The following is a 20,656-nucleotide window of genomic DNA, read 5'->3' as shown; positions in this document are numbered from 1 at the left end:
TAGGCGTCATTGGTGAGCAGCGCGGCCATGGATGGCCGCCCGTTTGATCCCCGCGGCCATGGACGATCGCAGTGAGAACATGCTGCGCGCCTTGCCGCCGTACGCGCGCGCATGCTCCAATGCGGTGAGGGGTATCGCTCTCCCGGGCGATCGCGATCAGGAGTCGAGCAAGCACATGAGCAACGAGCGTCCATGGCTGGATCATTATCCGCAAGGCGTGCCCGCCGAGATCGACCTCACCGCCTACGCCTCGGTCGCCGCCGTACTGGAAGAAGCGTTCCAGCGCTTCCGCGACCGCCCTGCGTTCGCCAATTTCGGCAAACGCCTCAGCTATGGTCAGATCGATGTCCTGAGCCGCCAGTTCGCCGGCTACCTCACCGGCGTCCTCAAGCTCGGCAAGGGTGATCGCATCGCGATCATGATGCCGAACGTGCTGCAATATCCGATCGCCCTGTATGGTGCGTTGCGTGCCGGGCTGGTGGTGGTCAACACCAACCCGATGTACACCGCCCGCGAGTTGAAGCACCAGCTGGTGGATTCCGGCGCCAAGGCCATCGTGGTGCTGGACAACTTCGCCGCCACCCTGCAGCAAGCGGTGGCCGACACCCAGGTGCAGCACATCGTCACCACCGGCATTGGTGACCTGCTCGGCTTTCCCAAGGGTGCACTGGTCAACTTCGTGCTCAAGCACGTGAAGAAGATGGTGCCGCCCTACAGCCTGCCGCAGGCGGTGCGCTTCCGTGACGCGCTGGCGCAGGGCGCCGCGCATCCGTTGCCCCGGGTGGAACTCGGCCATGGCGACCTCGCCTTCCTGCAGTACACCGGCGGCACCACCGGCGTGGCCAAGGGCGCCATGCTGACCCACGCCAACATGGTCGCCAACATGCTGCAGGTGGGCGCCTGGATCGGCGACGCGCTGAAGCCCGGCGAGGAGGTCGCCATCGGCGCCCTGCCGCTGTACCACATCTTCTCGCTGACCGCCTGCGGCATGGTGTTCACGCGGTTGGGTGCGCTCACGCTGCTGATCACCAATCCGCGCGACATGCCCGGCTTCGTCAAGGAACTGAAACAGGCGCCCTTCTCGATCCTGCCCGGCGTCAACACCCTGTTCAACGGCCTGCTCAACACGCCCGGCTTCGCCGAAGTGGATTTTTCGCACCTGAAAATCTCGCTGGGCGGCGGCATGGCGGTGCAACGTCCCGTGGCGGAACGCTGGCAACGCGTGACGGGCTGCGCCTTGGCGGAAGCCTACGGCCTCACCGAAACCTCGCCCGGCGTGTGCATCAACCCCACCGACCTGAAGGAATACAACGGCTCGATCGGCCTGCCGCTGCCCAGCACCGAGGTGGCGATCTGGTCGGAAGAGAACCAGCCATTGCCGACCGGCGAAGTGGGCGAACTGATGGTGCACGGCCCCCAGGTGATGAAGGGCTACTGGCAGCGTCCCGACGAAACCGACAAGGTGCTCGCTGCCGATGGTTGGCTGCACACCGGTGATATCGCCAGGATGGACGAAGCCGGCTACGTCTACATCGTCGACCGCAAGAAGGACATGATCCTGGTGTCCGGCTTCAACGTGTACCCGAACGAGGTCGAGGACACGGTGATGCAGCATCCGGGCGTGGCCGAGGTAGCCGCGGTGGGCGTTCCGGACGAGCATTCCGGCGAGGTGGTCAAGCTGTTCGTTGTCCGCAAGGACCCGAACCTTACCGAGGAAGCGCTCAAGCAGTTCTGCCGCGACAATCTCACCGGCTACAAGCGGCCCAAGTTCATCGAATTCCGCGACGCACTGCCCAAGAGCAATGTCGGCAAGATCCTGCGCCGCGAGTTGCGCGACGAGAAGAAAGCCGCAGCCGTCGCCCACTGAAACGGCGAAGGCCCCGCCAGGGCGGGGCCTTCGAGTCCACCGGTTTCGCGGAATCACGCAATCGCGGTCAGTCCTTCCAGGACTCCAGGATATCGGCGTAACCGCCCAGCAGGTTCCACAACGGCACCTGCTTGTCCTCGGGGATGCATACGTAGGAAAAACCGACGTGATGGTCGGCCACACGCGCCACCTGCGCCTCCAGATGGATGTGCAGGTCGCTGCCGAAGATCATGTCCAGCAGCCAGCTCTGGCCCACCTCTCCGGTCCAGCCCAAGGGGCGACGCAGCAGCACGCCAGTTGCCGAGATGTCCACCAGCTCGGTGGGGTGCGATTCAACACCGCGGCTCATCAGCACCGTCGTCTCGATCTGCATGCGCGCCGGGCGCAAGTGTTCGCTTTCGCTGCCGGGCATTTCGTTGCTGTCCTTCACCATGAAAGCTCCTCGATTGTCACATCTCGTCGCTACGGCGACAGCCCCGCGGATCGCACCAGCAAACCGTGCCCGCCATCACACTCAAGCAAACCACATGCCAGCTCTGAAAACGGCGTCATAACGCGCTTCGTCCCATATTTCGCGCGCGGCAACTGACGCATGCCGTCGCGTCGGACACCCAAGGTCACTTGAGCGATTCGCCCGGCGATATCGCCACGAGCCAACCGCAGAGTGTTCCACATGCAAGGCATGCATGGTACCCACCCACACGTCACACTCGCTGGACTTGTCGCCAGCCAATCGCTACTCTTCGCCCACGCGTGGCGCCACGGCCAGTCCTGGCAGTGATGGCGCCCACCTGATGCCCCAGCCAGACCACTCGATTCGTTGACGACGTTTTCCACGTCGCCGCATAGCCTTGCACCGGCCAGACACGGCTCGCGCTCCGCGCCGTCGCCTGGCAGAAGGCAACCCAAAACAGACGCACTGCCGGCCGCCTTGCGGCCCAATGACACGCATCGATGAGCACCGAGCCAGTCGGGCCGCAGGGCCCGGACGCATCGCAGGACAACTTGCGGGACAACCAGGCGGCGCATCCCCAGCAGCAGGAAATGCCGCTGGCGATCGTGCGCGGCGAACCGGTGCTGCAAATGCCGCAGGACCTGTACATCCCGCCGGATGCGCTGGAGGTTTTCCTTGAGGCGTTCGAGGGTCCGCTGGATCTGCTGCTGTACCTGATCCGCCGGCAGAACCTGGACATCCTGGACATTCCGATTGCCGAGATCACCCGGCAATACATGGAATACATCGACATGATGCGGGAAACGATGCGGCTGGAGCTGGCCGCGGAGTACCTGCTGATGGCAGCGATCCTGGGCGAGATCAAGTCGCGCCTGCTGCTGCCGCGGCCACCCGCCGAGGAAGGCCTGGAGGACGACCCACGCGCCGAGCTGGTGCGCCGCCTGCAGGAGTACGAGCGCTTCAAGAAGGCGGCCGAGGACATCGAGTCGCTGCCCCGGATGGAACGCGACACGGCCGTTGCGCAGGCCGACACCGGCGAACGCAATGTGATCAAGCTGCCGCCGCCGCTGGATCTCAAGGAAATGCTGCTGGCGCTCAAGGACGTGCTGCATCGTGCCGAACTGTTCGGCCATCATGCAATCAAGCGCGAGGCACTCAGCGTCCGCCAGCGCATGGGCGAGTTGCTGGGCAAGCTGGAAGGGCCGGCCTTCCATCGCTTCGAAACGCTGTTCGACGCCAGCGAAGGGCGCCTCGGCGTGGTGGTCACCTTCCTGGCCATGCTGGAACTGGCCAAGGAAATGCTGATCGAGATCGTGCAGGAGGCTCCGCTGGCACCGATCTATCTGAAGGCGCGCGTGGATGCCGAGGCGGTCCTCGCCGACGCGATGGAGCAGGACGACGCGAACGATATGGGCGCCGCGGAACCGGCGTTCGAGACGCCGGACATCGCCGGCAACGGCACGCACTGAATCGGCACCGGGAACCATGCAGATCGAGCAACTCAAACCCATCGTCGAAGCGGCCCTGCTCGCCGCCAGCCAGCCGATGACCGTCGCCCAGATCGGCGACCTGTTCAGCGAAACCGACGAAGTCGGCCACGAACAGATCGCCCGCACGCTGGAAGCGCTGGGCGCCGACTGCGAAGGCCGCGGCGTGGAACTGAAGGAGGTCGCCTCCGGCTTCCGCTACCAGGTACGCCAGGACGTGCACCCGTGGATCTCCCGCATGTGGACCGAGAAGCCCAGCCGCTACTCGCGCGCCTTGCTGGAGACGCTGGCGCTGATCGCCTACCGGCAGCCGATCACGCGCCCGGAGATCGAACAAATCCGTGGTGTCGTGGTCTCCAGCAACATCATCAAGACGATGGAAGAACGCGAATGGATCCGCGTTGTCGGCTACCGCGACGTGCCCGGCAGGCCGGCGCTGTTCGGCACCACCCGCGCGTTTCTTGACTACTTCAACCTGAAATCATTGGATCAGCTTCCACCGTTGTCCGAAATCCGCGACATGGAAGATCCGCAGATGGGCTTCGAGCAGACCCCGCTGCCCGCCCGCGTCATCAAGGACCTGCCGATCGATCCGGACGAAGTGGAAGCAGGCGAGTCGGAAACCGACGAGCACGAAGCCACCCACACCGAGGCGGACGAGCACGGGCACGAAGCCGTCCATCACGAAACAGACGAGGCGGACGCCGGAGCCGCCGCCGAAACAACTGAACACCCAGCCGAAGCCGGCGAAACCGAACCCTCCACTGCCGATGAGGCAGCGGCCCCCGCGGACGCCGAAGACGGCGAAACCGCACAGAATTCCTGAGGAGCAACGCGCATGACTGCGCCGAAAAAATCCACACTTTCCCTCAAGCGCGCGCCGGTCACCGAGAACGCGTCGCTGGAAGAGCGCCTGCACAAGGTGCTCGCCAACGCCGGCCTCGGCTCGCGCCGCATGCTGGAACAGCGCATCCAGGCCGGCGAGATCGAACTCAACGGCCAGCCCGCCACCATCGGCACCAGCGTGCATGCGGGCGACCGCGTGGTGGTCGACGGCAAGCAGTTCGTGGTCGCCACCGACAACCGCGGCGACACCGAGGTGCTGATCTACCACAAGCCCGAGGGCGTGCTCACCACGCGCGACGACCCCGAAGGCCGCCCCACCGTGTTCGAACAGCTGCCGCGCCTCAAGGGCGCGCGCTGGGTCGCCGTGGGTCGCCTCGACATCAACACCACAGGCCTCCTGCTGCTCACCACCGACGGTGAACTCGCCAACGCGCTGATGCACCCCAAGAGCGGCATCGAGCGCGAATATCTCTGCCGCGTGCACGGCGAGGTACCCGACGAGGTGATCGAAAAGCTCAAGGCCGGCGTGGAACTGGAAGACGGCCCTGCCCGCTTCGACGAAATCGCCGTGATCAGCCGCGGCGGCAGCCACAGCTGGTTCCGCGTGGTGATCCGCGAAGGCCGCAACCGCGAAGTGCGCCGCCTGTGGGATTCCCAGGGGTTCCTGGTCAGCCGCCTCAAGCGCATCCGCTACGGCAACATCGAACTGCCGCGCACCCTGCGCCGCGACGACAGCGCCACGCTGGACGAGGAATCCGTGAAGCAGCTGCGCCAGGCCGCCGGCCTCGGCGCGCCGCAGCCCGTGCTCACCTTGAGCCCGGTGCTGCACCAGCGCCGCGCCAACCGCAACGTCACCGAATACCGCCCCGAGAGCGGCTCCAGCAGCGGCTGGAGCAGCGGCCACCAGGACGAAGCACGCGAACTGCGCGCCTACGACCGCATCCGCGAAGAACCCGTGCGCGGCCGGCAGCAGCGTCGCCACCCCGGCAAGGAAGTGAACGGCAACGTTGCCCGACCGGAACGTGCGTCCGGCAACGGCTTCCAGCGCAAGAACAAGCGCGGCATCGCACCCGGCCAGGAACTGCCCTCGGTGCGCACCTGGTTTGCCGGCGACAGCCGTGATGGCGGCGCGCGCCCGGCCGGCGGCGGCCAAGGCAACAAGCGCCGTGGCGGCAAGCCCGGCGGTGGCGCCGGTGGTGCGCGCGGTGGCGCAGGCCATGGCGGCTTCGCGAATGCCAATCCGTACGGCAGCGGCTTCGGTGGCAGCCAGGGAAGTGGCCATAGCGGGCACGGCGGGCATGGCGGTTTCGGCAACAGCCACGGCGGCGAAGGCCGCCCGGCCGGCAACCGTCAGGGCGGCCGTGGTCGCCCGCAAGGCCAAGGCGGCAATCGGCCGCCGCACGGCGGGGGTCGCCCCGGCGGCAACCGTCCACATGGTCGCGGCGGCAGCGGCGGCGGTCGTTCCGGCAATCGCTGATTGCCGGCGATGATCCGTATCTATCACAACAACCGCTGCAGCAAGTCACGCGCCACGCTGGCGCTGCTGGAAGGCCGCGATGTCGAGGTGGTGAACTACCTCGACACGCCGCCCGATGCGGCCGAGTTGAAGCATCTGCTCAAGCTGCTCGGTATTCCTGCACGCCAGCTGTTGCGCAACGGCGAAGCCGTCTACGCGCAGCTCGGCCTTGCCGACCCCACGCTGGACGAAGAAGCCTTGATCACCGCCATGGTCAGGCACCCGATCCTGATCGAACGCCCCATCGTGGTTGCCAACGGCAAGGCGGCGATTGGCCGGCCGCCGGAAGCGGTGCTGGAAATCCTGTAACCACCTCGCATCATGGCTCGTCATTCCGGCGCAGGCCGGAATCCAGCAGCCGACTGGCCTGAATGAGCGGGATCGGTACCGGATCCCGGCCTTCGCCGGGATGACAAGCGAAAGCCGAAACCGTTACGCACAGGGCACACCGGCAATCCAATCAGGCTCGATCGAGCGTGAAGGCGTCGGCGTCCATCCATGCCGGGAAGCGTTCGCGATGCGCGAGCAACGGCGCGGGGTCGAGGGTAAGCGTGGCTACCTGTTCCAGCGCACCGCATTCCACCAGCGGCTCGCCGACCGGGTCGATTACCGCGCTGTCGCCGGCGTAAGGCAGTTCATTGCCGTCCACGCCCACGCGGTTCACGCCGATCACGCAGGCGAGGTTCTCGATCGCACGGGCGCGCAACAGCGTGCGCCAAGGCTGGCGCCGCGGCGCGGGCCAGTTGGCCACGAAGATGGCAAGGTCATAGTCCATGCCGCCGGCAGCGCTTTCCAGCCGGCGGTTGCGCAGCCACACCGGGAAGCGCAGGTCGTAGCAAACCTGCGGCAGGATGCGCCAGCCCTTCAGTTCCACGATCAGCCGCTCGCTGCCGCCGCCGTAACGCGTATGCTCGCCGGCCATGCGGAACAGATGGCGTTTGTCGTATTGCTGGAACGTGCCGTCCGGCCGCATCCACAGCAGCCGGTTGTAGACCGTGCCGGCTTCGCGGATCGCCAGACTGCCGCAGATCACCGCGCCTGTCTCGGCGGCCAGCGCGCGCAGCCATGCCACGCCCTCGCCGTCCATGGTGTCCGCACTGGCACCCGTATCGTTGCTGAAGCCGGAAAGGAAGGTTTCCGGCAGCACGACCAGATCGCTGCCGCGCGCGCGGCGTACCAGCTTGCCGTAATAGTCGCGGTTGGCCGACGCATCGTGCCAGCGGGTGGCTCCCTGCACCAGCGAAACTGTCAGCGGCTGCAGGCCCACGCCATCTCCACTCACAGCCGGCACAGCCGCTCGGCGGCCGCCTCCATGGTGACATCGCTCTTGGCAAAGCACAGGCGCAGCAGGCGCGTGCCCGGCGCGGCTTCGCAGAACGGCGTCAGCGGAATCGCCGCCACTCCACCCTGCTCCACCAGCCAGCGGCTGAAGGCGAGGTCGTCGTCGTCGCGGATGGCGGAATAGTCCACCAGTTGGAAATAGCCGCCCGGCACGTCGAGCAGCTTGAAGCGCGAAGGCGCCAGCAGCGCGCGGAAACGGTCGCGCTTGGCCTGATAGAACGCAGGCAATTCAAGGTAATGCTGCGGGTCGCTGGCAAGGAACTCGGCGAATGCGGCCTGCGCTGGGTGGAAGCTGCAGAAGGTGAGGTACTGGTGCACCTTGCGGAATTCCACGGTAAGCGCACGCGGTGCCACCGCATAACCCAGCTTCCATCCGGTGCAGTGATAGGTCTTGCCAAAGGAGGAGATCACGAAGCTGCGCGCAGCGAGCTCCGGATGGCGCAGCACGCTCTCATGCTGCCTGCCGTCGTAGACGATATGTTCGTAGACCTCGTCCGATAGCACCACGATGTCCGTGTCGCGCACGATCGCCGCCAGCTCTTCGAGATCGGCCGCGGATAGCACCGCACCGGACGGATTGTGGGGGCTGTTGATGAGGATCATGCGCGTACGCGGGGTCACCGCATCGCGCACGCGCTGCCAGTCCACCGAGAAAGCCGGGGCGATCAACGGAATGTGCACCGCCCTCGCCCCTTGCAGCTCGATCGCCGGCTCGTAGCTATCGTAGGAGGGGTCGAAAACGATCACCTCCTCGCCCTCGCGCACCACCGCGGCGATCGCTGCGAACAGCGCCTCGGTGGCGCCGGAGGTGACGGTGATTTCGGCGTCCATGTCGGGGCGGTGGCCGTACATGCGCTCGGTCTTGGCCGCGATCTGCTCGCGCAGCGGCGCGGTGCCGTGCATCGGCGCGTACTGGTTCCTTCCCTCGTTCATCGCCCGCGCCAGCGCATCGCGCAGGCCCTGCGGCGGTTCGAAATCGGGAAAGCCCTGCCCCAGGTTCACCGCCTTGTGCTCCAGCGCGAGCTGACTCATCACGCTGAAAATGGTGGTGCCGACCTTGGGGAGCTTGGTGTCGATCTTCATCGCATTGCCGTATGGAAGTCCAAACGAAAGCGTAGCATGGTCACAACGCGCGCTTCTTGCACTCCTCGTGCTTGCTCAGGGTGGCCGAAGGCAGGCGTTCGGCAAGGAAGTCCACCAGCGCGCGCACGCCCGGCAACATGCCGCGGCGGCTGGGATAGATGAAGTGCATGGTGCCTTCCGGCGCGCTCCATTCCGGCAGCAGCACTTCCAGTTCGCCGCTGGTCACCGCCGGTGCGCAGACGAACTCCGGCAGCAGGGTCACGCCGACACCGCGGCGTGCCGCCTCCAGCAACACGGCGAAGTCGCCGCAGATCAGCCGCGCGTCCACTTCCACGTTGACGCGCTCGCCGCTTGCGTCGATCAGCTCCCAGGTCTGCGGGCCTTCGTGTTCCTGCATCGACAGCGCCGGGAATTTCGCCAGCTCGCCGGGATGCTTGGGGCGCCCCAGCGCAGCGAGCAGCTTGGGGCTGGCCACCGGCAGCACGCGCGACTGGCCGAAGCTGCGCACCACCATGTTGGTGTCGGTATCGAGCTTGCTGCGCACGCGGATCGCGAGGTCATAACCTTCGCCGAGCAGATCCACGCGGCGATTGCTGGAAAGCACGCGCACCTGCAGACGCGGGTATTGCGCCATGAAGTCAGGCAGCACGTGGGCGAGGATGGTCTGGGTCAGCGACACCGGGCAACTCAGGCGCACCACGCCGCGCGGCTCGGCACGCAACTCGTCCACGGCTTCCTGCGCTGCGCGTGCTTCCTCCAGCACCGCGCGGCAATGCGCATAGAAACGCTCGCCCACTTCGGTGACCACGAAGCGGCGCGTGGTCCGCTGCAACAGACGCACGCCAAGCCGATCTTCCAGTTGCGCTACCCGTTTGCTGAGCCGCGACTTGGGCATGCCCAGCGCCCTTCCTGCTGCCGAGAATCCGCCGTGCTCGACCACTGCAGCAAAGAAATACAGGTCGTTGAGATCCTGCAGTGCCCCGATCAATTGCGTCATGGTTGTTTCCCGCTTCGAACAACACCCCAGATCCGGCCAGCTTAATTGGCAGATTGTTTCGAATACACCTGCAGTAGACACCACTCCGGGCTTCCGTCGCCCCACCCCTGCCATCAGTCATGTTGCCAAACCCGCATTCGGTGCTTGACGGTCAAATTTTCAGTGTTATAGTTCACTACAACACCACTCAACGACTTCACCAGAGGAGCAATGCCATGAACGCGAAGCTCAACTCCCACAACCCGGCCGTCGCAACCCACGACGTCTTCACCACCACCCTGGTCCCTGCCCGCCGCTGGATCGCCTCCGCCGTAGCAGTGGTGATGACCAGCCTGACCCTGGCCGTGGTGAGCCTGCCGACCCACGTGCCCGCAGTGGCCTGGATCAACGGCATCCATGTGACCAACCTGACGCCGGTCGAAGTCACCCCCACGGCCGCCGACATGAAGGCCGCCGCCACGCTGGAACACGCTGCGGTGGGTGTCGCCAACGGTGCCGCCGTGCAGCTCGGGGCACAACTGGCCATGCCCTACTATTCGTTTGGCACCACGAGCGCTAGCAGCAAGGAATAATCCATGACCATCACCTGGAACGACAGCATCCCGATCTATCGCCAACTGCACCAACGCGTGGTGGCGATGATCCTGGATGGCGCCTTGAACGAGGGCGACCCGCTGCCATCAGTGCGCCAGGTAGCCGCGGATTTCCAGATCAATCCGCTGACCGTGTCGAAGGCGTACCAAGAGCTGGTCGATGAACGCTTGGTTGAAAAAAGGAGGGGACTGGGCATGTTTGTGATCGAGGGTGCACGCGAAGAACTATTGAAGTCCGAACGCGAGCGTTTCCTGCGCGAGGAATGGCCCGCGCTGTATGCCCGCCTGCAGCGGCTGGGCCTGGACCTGAAGACCCTGCTGCGCGAGGCGCCGTCCGAGCCGGAGAAGCACGCATGAACGCAGTCATCTCTGCCCGCGGTCTGGGCAAGCGCTACAAGAACGCTGCCGCGCTGGACAACGTGAGCTTCGAGATCCAGCCCGGCCGCATCGTGGGCCTGATCGGCCCGAACGGCGCCGGCAAGACCACCGCGCTGAAGGCGATCCTCGGCCTCACCGACTTCCAGGGCGAACTGGACGTACTCGGCCTCGATCCGCGCAAGCAACGCGGCAAGCTGATGGAGCAGGTCTGCTTCATCGCCGACGTGGCGGTGCTGCCGCGCTGGATCCGCGTGAGCGAAGCGGTCGATTTCGTCGCCCACACGCATCCGCGCTTCGACCGCAAGAAGTGCGAAGCCTTCCTCGCCCGCACCAAGCTCACGCCCAACCTGCGCGTGAAGCAGATGTCCAAGGGCATGATCGTGCAGCTGCATCTGGCGCTGGTGATGGCCATCGACGCGCGCCTGCTGGTGCTGGACGAGCCTACGCTGGGCCTGGACATCCTCTACCGCAAGCAGTTCTACCAGAGCCTGCTGGAAGACTACTTCGACGAGAACAAGACCATCATCGTCACCACGCACCAGGTGGAGGAAGTCGAGCACATCCTCACCGACCTGATGTTCATCCGCGACGGCAAGATCGTGCTGGACGCCGACATGGACGCCGTGGGCGAACGTTTTGCCGAAGTGATGGTTGGCGCCGAACGCGCTGCCGAAGTCCGCGCCCTGAAGCCGCTGGACGAGCGCCAGGTATTCGGCAAGAGCATCTTCCTGTTCGACGGCGTGGCACGCGCGCAACTGGAGGCGCTGGGCGAAGTACGCCGCCCCTCCGTCAGCGACCTGTTCGTCGCCACCATGAAAGGAACCTACGCATGAAAACCTTCTACTGGCTGGTGAAACGCGAATTCTGGGAACACCGCGGCGGCTTTCTATGGGCGCCGGTGATCACCGGCGGCGTGTTCCTTCTGCTTAACCTGATGGGCATCATCGGCGGCGAGGTGATCGGTGCGCAGCACGGCTTCCACTTCCTGTTCAACGACAGGATCCACATCCTCGACCACGCGCTGACCGCGGAAGAAGCCGCCAAGGCCGGCGCCTTTATGGACGTGATGATGTATTCGACTTCGTTCATCATCAGCGTCGTGCTGGGCTTCGTGGTGTTCTTCTATTGCCTCGGCGCGCTGTACGACGACCGCCGCGACCGCAGCCTGCTGTTCTGGAAGTCGCTGCCGCTGTCCGACACGGCCACCGTGCTGGCCAAGGTGGTTGCCGGCACCTTGCTGGCCCCGTTCATCGCCGTGATCTGCGGCGTGCTCACCGGCATCGCGATGTTGCTGCTGTTCACGGTTGCGTTGTCCTTCCACGGCATCGGCGCCTGGCACCTGCTTGTCTATGCACATCCGTTCCAGGTCATCGTCAACCTCATCGGCAGCATCCCGCTGTACGCGATGTGGGCATTGCCGGCCACCGGCTGGCTGTTGCTCTGCTCCGCCTGGGCACGCAGCAAACCTTTCCTGTGGGCCGCCGTGCTGCCGGTGGTAGTGGGCGTAATGCTGGGCTGGTTCAACCTGATGGGCACACATTCCGTCGGTGGCGGCTGGTACTGGAAAGACGTGGTCTGCCGCATCCTGCTCAGCGTGTTTCCGGGCAGTTGGCTGGGCGCGAGCAGCTACCAGTCCGTGAGCAGCGGCGCTGAACACGCCCTGGACGTACTGGACCTCGGCAGCGCCTACAGCGTCATGGCGGCGCCCAGCTTCTGGATCGGCGCCATCGCGGGCCTCGCCCTGCTGGCCGCAGCGATCTGGCTGCGCCGCTGGCGCGACGACACCTGATAACCCATCGAATTCATTCACACGGGGAGCGACACCATGAAGCACATCGCGATCACCGGCAGCACCCTTGCGCTGATCCTGCTGTTGCCTCTGACGGCCTGCAGCCAATCGTCCGACAGCGGCTCCAACAACAACGTGCCACAAGCTCTGCAGGAGGCGCAGCAGCAGACCTCGCCGTCGGTCATCCACGCGGAGGTCCAGAAGGGAATCGACCAGGCGAAGCGGGAACTTCAGACCAAGGACATCAGCGTCGGCAATGTGCACTTCAACAGCAAGGGCAAGCATGACGACGATGACGACAACAAGCTGCCCAAGGCCGTCATCACCCCGCAGGGCACCCTGGTGATCGCAGGCAAACCCGTCGATGCCACGCCCGAGCAACACACCATGCTGTTGGATTACCGCCAGCAGATCATCGGCATCGCCGATGCCGGCATGGACATCGGCGCCAGCGGCGCGGACATCGGCGTCGCCGCGGCGAAGCAGGCGATCATGGGCGCGTTCACCGGCAAGAGCGACAAGGAAATCGAGGCGAGCATCAAGCCGCAGACCGACGCGATCCAGGCCGCTGCCCTGCGCCTGTGCAAGCGGCTGCCCGGCATGCTGGCCTCGCAGCAGAAGCTGGCCGCCTCCATGCCTGCCTTCCAGCCCTATGCGACGATGACGCAGAAGGACGTCGACGACTGCAGCAAGGACATGATCGACCAGAACGGCAAGAAGGGTGTCGCCGTGTTCTCGGACTGATCGATAGCCACGCCCTTTGCCCAATCAAGCACAGAGCCCATCATGAAGCACGCTAATCGCACGCTGATCGCCACCGTACTGGCATGCTCCCTCGCCGCCTGCCACGTTCCCGACACCACCATGGAGAACGGCGCGGTCAGGCTGTACGGCGACGTGGTGACCTTGCATGTCGACGGCGCGTCGGAAGCGAACATCGCCGCCGACGGCGGGTTCACGGTCGGTGGCAACGCCGTGGTGGTCACGCCGGCCGAACGCACCCTGCTTGCGCAATACAACCAAAGCGTGCGTGACGTACGCAACACCGGCCTCGCCATTGGCAAGGCCGGTGTCAGCATGGCCACCAAGGCCATTACCACCGCAGTCTCGTCTTCTTCCGGCAACGCGGACAAGGCGACGAAGGCTGGGTCGGACCGCATCGAGAAGCTCAGCCTCGACATCTGCAAGGACACCGCCGCCATCAAGGATGCGCAGGATCAACTTGCCGCGCAATTGGCGGCCTTCAAGCCCTATGCGGCCATCGTCGGCGCCGACGACGTGGCGAGCTGCGAGAAAGATGCCAAGGATTGAAGCCGCCTGACATGCGCTGGCGTGGTTGCTCGCTATGTCAGGCCGCCTTGCATGGACGGCCAGATCACCGGTACTTCCGAAGCGCCGCGAGGGACTGCGGTGTCACCAGTCGGTGCTACCGCTGCGTGTGGAATTCCTGCCCCACTCGTTCGGCCTCGGATTGATACTCAACGCTCTGGCCCATGTGGTACGGGCATCGCGTAGGCGCCACTCCGGGATTGGCAGGACACCGTTTCCAGCGTGCTCGGCCCGCTGCATTTCGCGAAAGTGCCGTTCATGCTATGCCTGCGGGTGCCGGCGGCACACCCAAGTTTCCGGCAAATGCAGGCGGAGGCCGCCACGCCTGCCGGCGCGTAAGCGCCACCTTCGTCGCATACAGGGCTTGCCTTGAATACGACTGCCAGACAGCCGCTCAAACATTGGCGCACACCCGTGCAATCGAAGCTCGCCGCGCTATGGACATCGGTGATGCTTGCTACATCTGCCGCGACTATTTCGAGCTTTTTACGCCGGGGAAATTGCAGGAAATGCTGCAAGCCAGACCAGGGCCGTTCGGCCCGGCAACCCAGGGCGGGCAGATCGGCACATCTTTGATGATGGTCGTTCCCAGCCTCATGACTTCCTCTCCATCGCCGCAGGCATACGCACGAGCCGCTGATTCAACCTTGCGCCCGGATTGCTTACAGCTCAGGTTGGCGATCCAGGCCATGCGTGGCACTTCAATCAGGGCTTTGCAGTACCGGAAGCTGCACTGACGGCGCTCGCGGTGTGGTACGCACGGCATTGGCCGCGAGCACTACGCACAATGTAAGCACCAGCCAGCTCAGCCTTCGTGGATGCCCCCTTTGGTCAAGGCCAAGGGATCGAGCAGCTTCTGCAATTCGGCCTTCGACAAACCGGTGGTCTCCAGCGCGACATCCATGATCGGTCGATGCTGCTTGTAGGCCTGCTTGGCGGTAGCCGCCCCCTTCTCGTAGCCGATGACCGGGTTCAGCGCGGTGACCAGGATCGGGTTCATCGCCAGCGCCTGGTTCACCCGCGTCTTGTTGACGTTGAAACCTGCGATGGCTTTGTCGGCAAGCAGGCGCGAGACGTTGGCCAGGATGTCCAGGGATTCGAGCAGGTTGTAGGCGATCAACGGCAGCATCACGTTGAGCTGGAAGTTGCCGGACTGGCCGGCGATGGTGATGGCCGCATCGTTGCCGATCACCTGCGCCGCCACCATCGCCGTAGCCTCCGGGATCACCGGGTTCACCTTGCCGGGCATGATCGAGGAGCCGGGCTGCAGCGCGGGCAGCTCGATCTCGCCCAAGCCGGCGAGCGGACCGGAGTTCATCCAGCGCAGGTCGTTGGCGATCTTCATCAACGCCACGGCCAGCGCCTTCAGCGCACCGGAAAGCTCTACCGCGTCATCCTGCGCGGCCATGCCCTCGAACGGGTTTTCCATCGCCTCGAAGCGCACACCGGTGAGTTTCTTGAGCTCCTTCGCCACCGCGGCACCGAACTTCGGATCGGCATTGATGCCGGTACCCACCGCGGTACCGCCCTGTGGCAGGCGACACATACGCTTGAGTGCGTCTTCGATGCGGGCAATGGCTGAGCCGATCTGCGCCGCCCAGCCGGACAGCTCCTGACCAAAGGTCACCGGCATCGCATCCATCAAGTGGGTGCGTCCGGTCTTGGCTACGTGGCGCAGCTGGCGCGCACGCTGGTCGATGATCTTCTTCAAGTGCTTCAGCGCGGGCAGCAACTGTTCGTGCGCGACCAGGGCGGCGCTGACGTGGATCGCGGTGGGAATCACGTCATTCGAGCTCTGCCCGTAATTGACGTGGTCGTTCGGATGCACCTTGGTGCCGGCGCGCGCAGCCAGGTGAGCAATCACCTCGTTCGCGTTCATGTTGGTGCTGGTGCCCGAGCCGGTCTGGAACACGTCGATGGGGAACTGCGTGTCGTATTCGCCGGCCGCCACCGCCAGCGCGGCCTTGCGGATCGCCACGGCCTGCCCTTTCTTCAGGTAGCCCAGCCCGTGGTTCGCCTCGGCGGCGGCAGCCTTGATCAGCCCCAGCGCGCGGATGAACTCGCGCGGCAGGCGCAGCCCCGAGATCGGGAAATTGTCGATCGCACGCTGGGTCTGCGCGCCGTAGAGCGCGTCGACGGGCACCTTCAGCTCGCCCATGCTGTCGTGTTCGGTGCGGAAGTTGGCCATGTCGGTTCTCGCGGAAATGGATTGTTTGCCCGTCATCCCGGCGCAGGCCGGGATCCAGCGAAGTATGCGTGCGCAGCACAAGAAACAGGCTTTGCGTACTACGCACGAGTAACCAAACCGGACCCCGATCTGCACCGGGATGACAAGCAAAAACCACTATAAGCCTGCGGGCATCGACCCGCCGTCAATGTAAAATGGGCGTTTTCCCGTGCCGGAACACCCCGATGTCGAACCATGCCCTCACCGCCCTGTCGCCGCTGGACGGCCGCTACGCCAGCAAGGCTGAGCCGCTGCGCCCGATCTTCAGCGAGTTCGGCCTGATGCATCGTCGAGTGCACGTGGAGATCGAGTGGCTGCTGGCGCTGGCCGCCGAGTCCGGCATCGCCGAACTGTCTCCCTTCACGCCTTCGCAGGTGTCGCAGTTGCGCGCCATCGCCAGCGGTTTCGCCGTCGAAGACGGCGCGCGCATCAAGGCCATTGAAGCCACCACCAATCACGACGTGAAGGCGGTGGAGTACTTCATCAAAGAGCGCATCGGCAACGACGCCGCGCTGGCCCAGGCCAAGGAGTTCGTGCACTTCGCCTGCACCAGCGAGGACATCAACAACCTGTCCTACGCGTTGATGCTGCGCGACGCGCGCGAACAGGTGCTGCTGCCCGCCTTCGACGGCATCATCGCCAAGCTGCGCGAACTGGCACACACCAACGCTGCGCTGCCGATGCTTTCGCGCACCCACGGCCAGACCGCTTCGCCCAGCACCCTGGGTAAGGAGCTGGCGAACGTGGTGGCGCGGCTGGAGCGCCAGCGCAAACAGCTCGCCGCGCTGGAGATCCCCGGCAAGATCAACGGTGCGGTGGGCAACTACAACGCCCACGCCATCACCTATCCCGAGATTGACTGGCGCGCGTTCTCGCAGCGCTTCGTGGAAAGCCTGGGCCTGGACTACAACCCGTACACCACGCAGATCGAACCGCACGACGGCGTGGCCGAATACTGCGATGCGGTGCGTCGCGCCAACACCATCCTGATCGACCTCGCGCGCGACGTGTGGGGCTACATCTCGCTGGGCTACTTCAAGCAGAAGCTCAAGGAGGGCGAGATCGGCTCGTCCACCATGCCGCACAAGGTCAACCCGATCGACTTCGAGAACGCCGAGGGCAACTTCGGCCTCGCCAACGCACTGCTCGGGCATTTCGCCGAGAAGCTGCCGATCAGCCGCTGGCAGCGCGACCTCACCGACTCCACGGTGCTGCGCGCGCTGGGCACCGCCTTCGGCCACACCCTGGTGGCGCTGGAGTCGCTGCAGAAAGGCCTGGGCAAACTCACCGTAAACGCCGACCGCCTCGCCGCCGACCTCGATGCCAGCTGGGAAGTGCTGGCCGAGGCCGTGCAGACCGTGATGCGCCGCTACGGCCTGCCGCAGCCCTACGAGCAGCTCAAGGCGCTGACCCGCGGCCAGGGCATCACGAAGGAATCGATGCGCGAGTTCATCGGCAAGCTGGAGCTGCCCGCCGACGCGAAGCAACGCTTGCTCGACCTTACGCCGGGCGGCTACATCGGCTTGGCCGAGGGCTTGGCGCGGGATATCTGATCCACCGCGTACATGCTCGCCAGCATCGGCCGATCTGGCTGGCCACGACGCCAACCGAAGATTACATTCACCCCGAGCATAGGCCCGCAGGACCGGCGCGGGGAGGAACCACGGGTGGCCACGCTTTGAGGAGCGACGAAGTCGAAGGGCCGTCGCGCTATTGGCGCTTCGACTTCGCTTGCTGTCGCAAGCTACGCTCAGCTGGGACGGTGAATATCGGGCCGCGTGTCTCCACACGCGGCCCGATACGCATCAGGCGTGGGCAGGCTTCTTCGGCGCTTCCGCCGCCAATGCTTCGCGCACCGCCGGGCGCTCGCCCACACGCTTCTGGAAGGCCAGCAACGCCTGGAAGCCCGAAAGGTCCAGCTCCACATGCTTCGCCCAGTTGGTCACGGTGAACAGGTAGGCATCGGCCGCGGTGAATTTGTCGCCCAGCAGGAAAGGCTGCTTCGCCAATACGTTCTCGATGAACTGGTAGCGGCGCTTCAGGTATTCCTTGCGCTCGACGCGGGTGGCCTCGGGCGTATCCGGCTTGAACAACGGGCTGTAGCTCTTGTGGAGCTCCGAATTGATGTAACCCAGCATCTCCTGCAAGTGGTAGCGCGGCAGCGTGCCGTTGGCCGGAGCGAGGCCACTGGCCGGGTTCTGGTCGGCCAGATACTGCACGATCGCCGGGCCTTCGGTCAGCACTTCGCCGCTGTCCAGCTCCAGCACCGGCACGTAACCCTTGGGATTGACCAGCCAGAAATCCGCGCCGCTCTCGGTGCGCTTGGCCTTGCCGTCGACTTTCTCCAACTGCAGCTGGATGCCGGCCTCGAGCGCCACGATGTGCGGGGAAAGCGAACAGGCGCCGGGGGAGTAATAGAGCTTCATGCGATGACTCCAGGTGGGGGACGGGAAACGGACACGCGCAAGCGAAACCGCGCATCCGAACCACCGATGCTACGCCGCCATGGTTACCATTGGATACCATCCATCCACCAATTAGCCGCAGAATGCGGTAACCCCACGGTTACCACCGCCTACGCCAGCATCGAGCCATCCCATGGGACTACCCGTACGCAAGAGCAAGGTCGCACCACCGCCCGCCTGCCCGCTCACCGAAAGCCTGGCGCTGCTGCGCGGCGCCTGGGCACCGAATGTAGTCTGGTGCCTCAGCGGCGAACCCCGCCGCTTCGGCGAACTGCGCCACGACATCCCGCGCATCTCTGCCCGCGTGCTCAGCGCCCGCCTGCGCGAACTGGAATCGCGCGGCCTGGTAAGCCGTCATCTGCTCGACACTTCCCCGCCCTCGGCCGAATACGCACTTACCGAACTGGGCCGCGAGCTGCTGCCTGCGATCAGTGCGTTGGCGCAGGTGGGGCAGAAACTGATAGCGGAGTGGGATTCGCGTGCTTCGTTGGGGAAGAAGGTGCGGGTGGTGGGCTGACTCCACCCAGTCAGTTTCCGACCAGTTCATCGTAAGGCGGCAGGTTGAGGACAGTCCGGGCCGCTTCGTCGTAGGCACGCTCCAGATCCTCGGCAGCGCGAATGCGATCCTCTAGGAGCTGGTATTCCTCCGGCTCGGCATCGCCCTCCGCGAGCGCCGCGCGCAGGCTCCGGATCTCGGAGGCCACGGCCTGGATTGCGACGATCAGGGTTTGATGGCTGATGCTAGGCATATCTACCCTCGTCGATCGCAACGGGAATCACAGCCCCGCCATTCCGCACTGCTGGACGACCGCTGCGCGGGCCATGTTGTCCAGCGCGCCCTTGAAGGCCTCCACCGTCATGCGCGTACGGGGCTCGAGCTGGTAATGATGCCCTTGCAGCTTGCTGTTGTAGGGACTGGTCTTGAGCTTGTCGTCCTTGCGGATGCGGATGACTTCATCTGCGTATTCCGTTCCAGCCGGAATGAAGAATTCTTTGCTCGGGAACCATCCGGCCACGTCGTGCAGCGAGGTGCCGCCGTCCGGCAGCACCTCCGGGCCATCCTTGCCACCGGCGATTACCGTGACGTCCGCCTGGCTGGTGACCATCTTTTTCAGCTTGTTGCTGAAATACTGCTTCGACTCCCAGCGGGGATCGAGCACTCCGTCACCGGGGTACACCCCAAGCTTGAAGCTCTTGAAGTCGCCGCCCATGACTGACCGATACAAGTCGACATCCGTCGTCGCCATCGCACATGCTCCCTGTCTTGAACCCGCATAGGGATGCTAAACGAGAATCTCGCCTGGACACTGCGAGGTGAAACATATCATTCCACCTCATCCGATCCCTCGTTGACCCCCTCGAACAGGAAGGTCGACAGGTAGCGCTCACCGGTATCCGGCAGCATGGCCAGCAGCACCGAGCCTTCAGGCGCGCCCTGCGCCACCTGCAGCGCTGCGGCCAGCGTGGCGCCGGAGGAGATGCCGGTGAAGATGCCTTCCTTCTGCGCCAGCGCGCGCGAGGTGTCGCGGGCCACGGTGTCTTCCACTGTCACCAGCTGATCGACCACGTTGCGGTTAAGCACGGCAGGCACGAAGTCCGGGGTCCAGCCCTGGATCTTGTGTGGCGCCCATTCCTTGCCGCCCAGCAGCGAGGCCACCGCGGGTTCGGTGCCGATCACCTTCACTTCCGGCCGCGCCACCTTGAGCACCTCGCCCACGCCGGTGAGCGTGCCGCCGGTGCCCCAGCCGCTGACGAAATAGTCGAGGCGGCGGCCGGCGAAGTCGCGCAGGATTTCCGGTGCGGTGGTCTGGCGATGATAGGCCGGGTTGGCCGGGTTCTCGAACTGGCTGGCCCAGAACCAGCCATGCTTGGCGGCCAGTTCGCGCGCCTTTTCCACCATGCCGGTACCGCGCGCGGCGGCGGGGGTGAGCAGCACCTTGCCGCCGTAGGCGCGGATCAGCTTGCGCCGTTCGATCGAGAAGGTCTCGGTCATCACCGCCACGAAAGGATAACCGCGCGCCGCGCACACCGCCGCCAGCGCCACACCGGTGTTGCCCGAGGTGGCCTCGACCACGGTCTGGCCGGGCTTGAGCGCACCGCGCTGCTCGGCGTCGAGGATGATCGCCAGAGCGAGGCGGTCCTTCACCGAGCCCGCGGGGTTGAAAGCCTCCACCTTCACGTACAGCTCGACGTGTTTCGGCGCAAGGCGATGCAGGCGGACGATGGGCGTGTTGCCGATGGTGTCGAGGATGCTGTCGTAAATCATGGCGAGGCTCCGGGTGGT

23 protein-coding genes are annotated in these 20,656 nt (G+C 65.0%); 14 read left to right on the top strand and 9 right to left on the bottom strand.

Annotated elements, in window-relative coordinates; genetic code table 11:
- The first annotated feature begins 175 nt into the window (after positions 1 to 175).
- Entirely contained in the window at positions 176 to 1,867 is a 1,692-nt protein-coding gene (locus tag IHE49_RS04430; protein WP_192155221.1) for an AMP-binding protein, read from the top strand.
- 67 nt (positions 1,868 to 1,934) lie between these two features.
- On the opposite strand, the gene IHE49_RS04425 is transcribed toward IHE49_RS04430, so the two are convergent.
- Complete coding sequence (locus IHE49_RS04425) at positions 1,935 to 2,300, bottom strand: PilZ domain-containing protein (protein ID WP_192155219.1); 366 nt, start codon at positions 2,298 to 2,300, stop codon at positions 1,935 to 1,937.
- 611 nt (positions 2,301 to 2,911) lie between these two features.
- On the opposite strand from IHE49_RS04425, the gene IHE49_RS04420 reads away from it, so the two are divergent.
- From IHE49_RS04420 to arsC, 4 genes are read left to right on the top strand one after another with little or no spacing between them, the layout of a single operon-like run.
- A complete protein-coding gene (locus IHE49_RS04420) occupies positions 2,912 to 3,790 on the top strand; it encodes a ScpA family protein (protein WP_225578187.1) in 879 nt (292 codons plus the stop codon).
- Between the two features lie 16 nt (positions 3,791 to 3,806).
- Positions 3,807 to 4,634, top strand: a complete 828-nt coding sequence (gene scpB / locus IHE49_RS04415) for an SMC-Scp complex subunit ScpB (protein WP_192155216.1) — start codon at positions 3,807 to 3,809, stop codon at positions 4,632 to 4,634.
- Between the two features lie 12 nt (positions 4,635 to 4,646).
- Positions 4,647 to 6,131 (top strand): pseudouridine synthase, encoded by a 1,485-nt coding sequence (locus tag IHE49_RS04410; protein WP_192155213.1) that lies wholly within the window; start codon positions 4,647 to 4,649, stop codon positions 6,129 to 6,131.
- Positions 6,132 to 6,140: 9 nt separating this feature from the next.
- Entirely contained in the window at positions 6,141 to 6,479 is a 339-nt protein-coding gene (arsC, locus tag IHE49_RS04405; protein WP_192155212.1) for an arsenate reductase (glutaredoxin), read from the top strand.
- Between the two features lie 151 nt (positions 6,480 to 6,630).
- On the opposite strand, the gene IHE49_RS04400 is transcribed toward arsC, so the two are convergent.
- From IHE49_RS04400 to IHE49_RS04390, 3 genes are read right to left on the bottom strand one after another with little or no spacing between them, the layout of a single operon-like run.
- A complete protein-coding gene (locus tag IHE49_RS04400; RefSeq protein WP_225578186.1) occupies positions 6,631 to 7,431 on the bottom strand; it encodes an amidohydrolase in 801 nt (266 codons plus the stop codon).
- Positions 7,432 to 7,448: 17 nt separating this feature from the next.
- Positions 7,449 to 8,594 (bottom strand): pyridoxal phosphate-dependent aminotransferase, encoded by a 1,146-nt coding sequence (locus IHE49_RS04395; RefSeq protein ID WP_192155208.1) that lies wholly within the window; start codon positions 8,592 to 8,594, stop codon positions 7,449 to 7,451.
- A gap of 40 nt (positions 8,595 to 8,634) precedes the next feature.
- Positions 8,635 to 9,591 (bottom strand): LysR substrate-binding domain-containing protein, encoded by a 957-nt coding sequence (locus IHE49_RS04390; RefSeq protein ID WP_192155206.1) that lies wholly within the window; start codon positions 9,589 to 9,591, stop codon positions 8,635 to 8,637.
- 215 nt (positions 9,592 to 9,806) lie between these two features.
- Here IHE49_RS04390 and IHE49_RS04385 point away from each other — a divergent pair, with 215 nt between their 5' ends.
- From IHE49_RS04385 to IHE49_RS04355, 7 genes are all read left to right on the top strand, one after another.
- Positions 9,807 to 10,163, top strand: a complete 357-nt coding sequence (locus tag IHE49_RS04385; RefSeq protein WP_192155204.1) for a hypothetical protein — start codon at positions 9,807 to 9,809, stop codon at positions 10,161 to 10,163.
- A 3-nt stretch (positions 10,164 to 10,166) separates the two neighbouring features.
- On the top strand, positions 10,167 to 10,541 hold the full coding sequence (locus tag IHE49_RS04380; protein ID WP_077485172.1) for a GntR family transcriptional regulator: 375 nt from the start codon (positions 10,167 to 10,169) through the stop codon (positions 10,539 to 10,541).
- Positions 10,538 to 11,395, top strand: coding sequence for an ABC transporter ATP-binding protein (locus IHE49_RS04375; protein WP_192155202.1), 858 nt, complete (start codon positions 10,538 to 10,540; stop codon positions 11,393 to 11,395). The genes IHE49_RS04380 and IHE49_RS04375 overlap by 4 nt, the downstream gene beginning before the upstream one ends.
- On the top strand, positions 11,392 to 12,351 hold the full coding sequence (locus IHE49_RS04370) for a hypothetical protein (RefSeq protein WP_192155200.1): 960 nt from the start codon (positions 11,392 to 11,394) through the stop codon (positions 12,349 to 12,351). Before IHE49_RS04375 ends, IHE49_RS04370 begins: the two co-directional genes overlap by 4 nt.
- A 36-nt stretch (positions 12,352 to 12,387) precedes the next feature.
- Entirely contained in the window at positions 12,388 to 13,095 is a 708-nt protein-coding gene (locus IHE49_RS04365; protein WP_192155199.1) for a hypothetical protein, read from the top strand.
- Between the two features lie 42 nt (positions 13,096 to 13,137).
- On the top strand, positions 13,138 to 13,662 hold the full coding sequence (locus tag IHE49_RS04360; RefSeq protein WP_192155198.1) for a hypothetical protein: 525 nt from the start codon (positions 13,138 to 13,140) through the stop codon (positions 13,660 to 13,662).
- A gap of 455 nt (positions 13,663 to 14,117) precedes the next feature.
- Entirely contained in the window at positions 14,118 to 14,417 is a 300-nt protein-coding gene (locus tag IHE49_RS04355; protein ID WP_225578129.1) for a hypothetical protein, read from the top strand.
- 68 nt (positions 14,418 to 14,485) lie between these two features.
- Here IHE49_RS04355 and IHE49_RS04350 read toward each other — a convergent pair whose 3' ends face one another.
- Entirely contained in the window at positions 14,486 to 15,868 is a 1,383-nt protein-coding gene (locus IHE49_RS04350) for a class II fumarate hydratase (protein ID WP_192155197.1), read from the bottom strand.
- A 224-nt stretch (positions 15,869 to 16,092) separates the two neighbouring features.
- On the opposite strand from IHE49_RS04350, the gene purB reads away from it, so the two are divergent.
- On the top strand, positions 16,093 to 17,460 hold the full coding sequence (gene purB / locus IHE49_RS04345; RefSeq protein WP_192155195.1) for an adenylosuccinate lyase: 1,368 nt from the start codon (positions 16,093 to 16,095) through the stop codon (positions 17,458 to 17,460).
- A 252-nt stretch (positions 17,461 to 17,712) separates the two neighbouring features.
- Here the strand turns inward: purB and gstA are convergent, their stop codons facing one another.
- Complete coding sequence (gstA, locus tag IHE49_RS04340; protein WP_192155194.1) at positions 17,713 to 18,333, bottom strand: glutathione transferase GstA; 621 nt, start codon at positions 18,331 to 18,333, stop codon at positions 17,713 to 17,715.
- 172 nt (positions 18,334 to 18,505) lie between these two features.
- On the opposite strand from gstA, the gene IHE49_RS04335 reads away from it, so the two are divergent.
- Complete coding sequence (locus IHE49_RS04335) at positions 18,506 to 18,889, top strand: helix-turn-helix domain-containing protein (RefSeq protein ID WP_192155193.1); 384 nt, start codon at positions 18,506 to 18,508, stop codon at positions 18,887 to 18,889.
- A 10-nt stretch (positions 18,890 to 18,899) separates the two neighbouring features.
- On the opposite strand, the gene IHE49_RS04330 is transcribed toward IHE49_RS04335, so the two are convergent.
- The 3 genes from IHE49_RS04330 to cysK form a co-directional block, all read right to left on the bottom strand.
- Positions 18,900 to 19,121 (bottom strand): hypothetical protein, encoded by a 222-nt coding sequence (locus tag IHE49_RS04330; RefSeq protein WP_192155192.1) that lies wholly within the window; start codon positions 19,119 to 19,121, stop codon positions 18,900 to 18,902.
- A 27-nt stretch (positions 19,122 to 19,148) separates the two neighbouring features.
- On the bottom strand, positions 19,149 to 19,619 hold the full coding sequence (locus IHE49_RS04325; RefSeq protein WP_192155191.1) for a hypothetical protein: 471 nt from the start codon (positions 19,617 to 19,619) through the stop codon (positions 19,149 to 19,151).
- A 77-nt stretch (positions 19,620 to 19,696) separates the two neighbouring features.
- Entirely contained in the window at positions 19,697 to 20,638 is a 942-nt protein-coding gene (cysK, locus tag IHE49_RS04320; RefSeq protein WP_192155190.1) for a cysteine synthase A, read from the bottom strand.
- Positions 20,639 to 20,656: the final 18 nt, after the last annotated feature.

Origin of the sequence: Rhodanobacter sp. 7MK24, from assembly GCF_014842995.1 — a bacterium.
Lineage (GTDB): Bacteria > Pseudomonadota > Gammaproteobacteria > Xanthomonadales > Rhodanobacteraceae > Rhodanobacter_A.
Note: the sequence above shows the minus strand (reverse complement) of the source record. Positions and strands in the feature narration are given on the sequence as shown.

Bases quoted from the DNA above. Each gene is read 5' to 3' on its own strand.
- arsC (WP_192155212.1), top strand. From the start codon at position 6,141: ATGATCCGTATCTATCACAACAACCGCTGCAGCAAGTCACGCGCCACG.
- IHE49_RS04390 (WP_192155206.1), bottom strand. From the start codon at position 9,591: ATGACGCAATTGATCGGGGCACTGCAGGATCTCAACGACCTGTATTTC.
- IHE49_RS04420 (WP_225578187.1), top strand. From the start codon at position 2,912: ATGCCGCTGGCGATCGTGCGCGGCGAACCGGTGCTGCAAATGCCGCAG.
- gstA (WP_192155194.1), bottom strand. From the start codon at position 18,333: ATGAAGCTCTATTACTCCCCCGGCGCCTGTTCGCTTTCCCCGCACATC.
- IHE49_RS04430 (WP_192155221.1), top strand. From the start codon at position 176: ATGAGCAACGAGCGTCCATGGCTGGATCATTATCCGCAAGGCGTGCCC.
- IHE49_RS04335 (WP_192155193.1), top strand. From the start codon at position 18,506: ATGGGACTACCCGTACGCAAGAGCAAGGTCGCACCACCGCCCGCCTGC.
- IHE49_RS04385 (WP_192155204.1), top strand. From the start codon at position 9,807: ATGAACGCGAAGCTCAACTCCCACAACCCGGCCGTCGCAACCCACGAC.
- scpB (WP_192155216.1), top strand. From the start codon at position 3,807: ATGCAGATCGAGCAACTCAAACCCATCGTCGAAGCGGCCCTGCTCGCC.
- IHE49_RS04355 (WP_225578129.1), top strand. From the start codon at position 14,118: ATGGACATCGGTGATGCTTGCTACATCTGCCGCGACTATTTCGAGCTT.
- IHE49_RS04380 (WP_077485172.1), top strand. From the start codon at position 10,167: ATGACCATCACCTGGAACGACAGCATCCCGATCTATCGCCAACTGCAC.
- IHE49_RS04350 (WP_192155197.1), bottom strand. From the start codon at position 15,868: ATGGCCAACTTCCGCACCGAACACGACAGCATGGGCGAGCTGAAGGTG.
- IHE49_RS04425 (WP_192155219.1), bottom strand. From the start codon at position 2,300: ATGGTGAAGGACAGCAACGAAATGCCCGGCAGCGAAAGCGAACACTTG.
- purB (WP_192155195.1), top strand. From the start codon at position 16,093: ATGTCGAACCATGCCCTCACCGCCCTGTCGCCGCTGGACGGCCGCTAC.
- IHE49_RS04360 (WP_192155198.1), top strand. From the start codon at position 13,138: ATGAAGCACGCTAATCGCACGCTGATCGCCACCGTACTGGCATGCTCC.
- IHE49_RS04395 (WP_192155208.1), bottom strand. From the start codon at position 8,594: ATGAAGATCGACACCAAGCTCCCCAAGGTCGGCACCACCATTTTCAGC.
- IHE49_RS04370 (WP_192155200.1), top strand. From the start codon at position 11,392: ATGAAAACCTTCTACTGGCTGGTGAAACGCGAATTCTGGGAACACCGC.
- cysK (WP_192155190.1), bottom strand. From the start codon at position 20,638: ATGATTTACGACAGCATCCTCGACACCATCGGCAACACGCCCATCGTC.
- IHE49_RS04365 (WP_192155199.1), top strand. From the start codon at position 12,388: ATGAAGCACATCGCGATCACCGGCAGCACCCTTGCGCTGATCCTGCTG.
- IHE49_RS04325 (WP_192155191.1), bottom strand. From the start codon at position 19,619: ATGGCGACGACGGATGTCGACTTGTATCGGTCAGTCATGGGCGGCGAC.
- IHE49_RS04410 (WP_192155213.1), top strand. From the start codon at position 4,647: ATGACTGCGCCGAAAAAATCCACACTTTCCCTCAAGCGCGCGCCGGTC.
- IHE49_RS04375 (WP_192155202.1), top strand. From the start codon at position 10,538: ATGAACGCAGTCATCTCTGCCCGCGGTCTGGGCAAGCGCTACAAGAAC.
- IHE49_RS04330 (WP_192155192.1), bottom strand. From the start codon at position 19,121: ATGCCTAGCATCAGCCATCAAACCCTGATCGTCGCAATCCAGGCCGTG.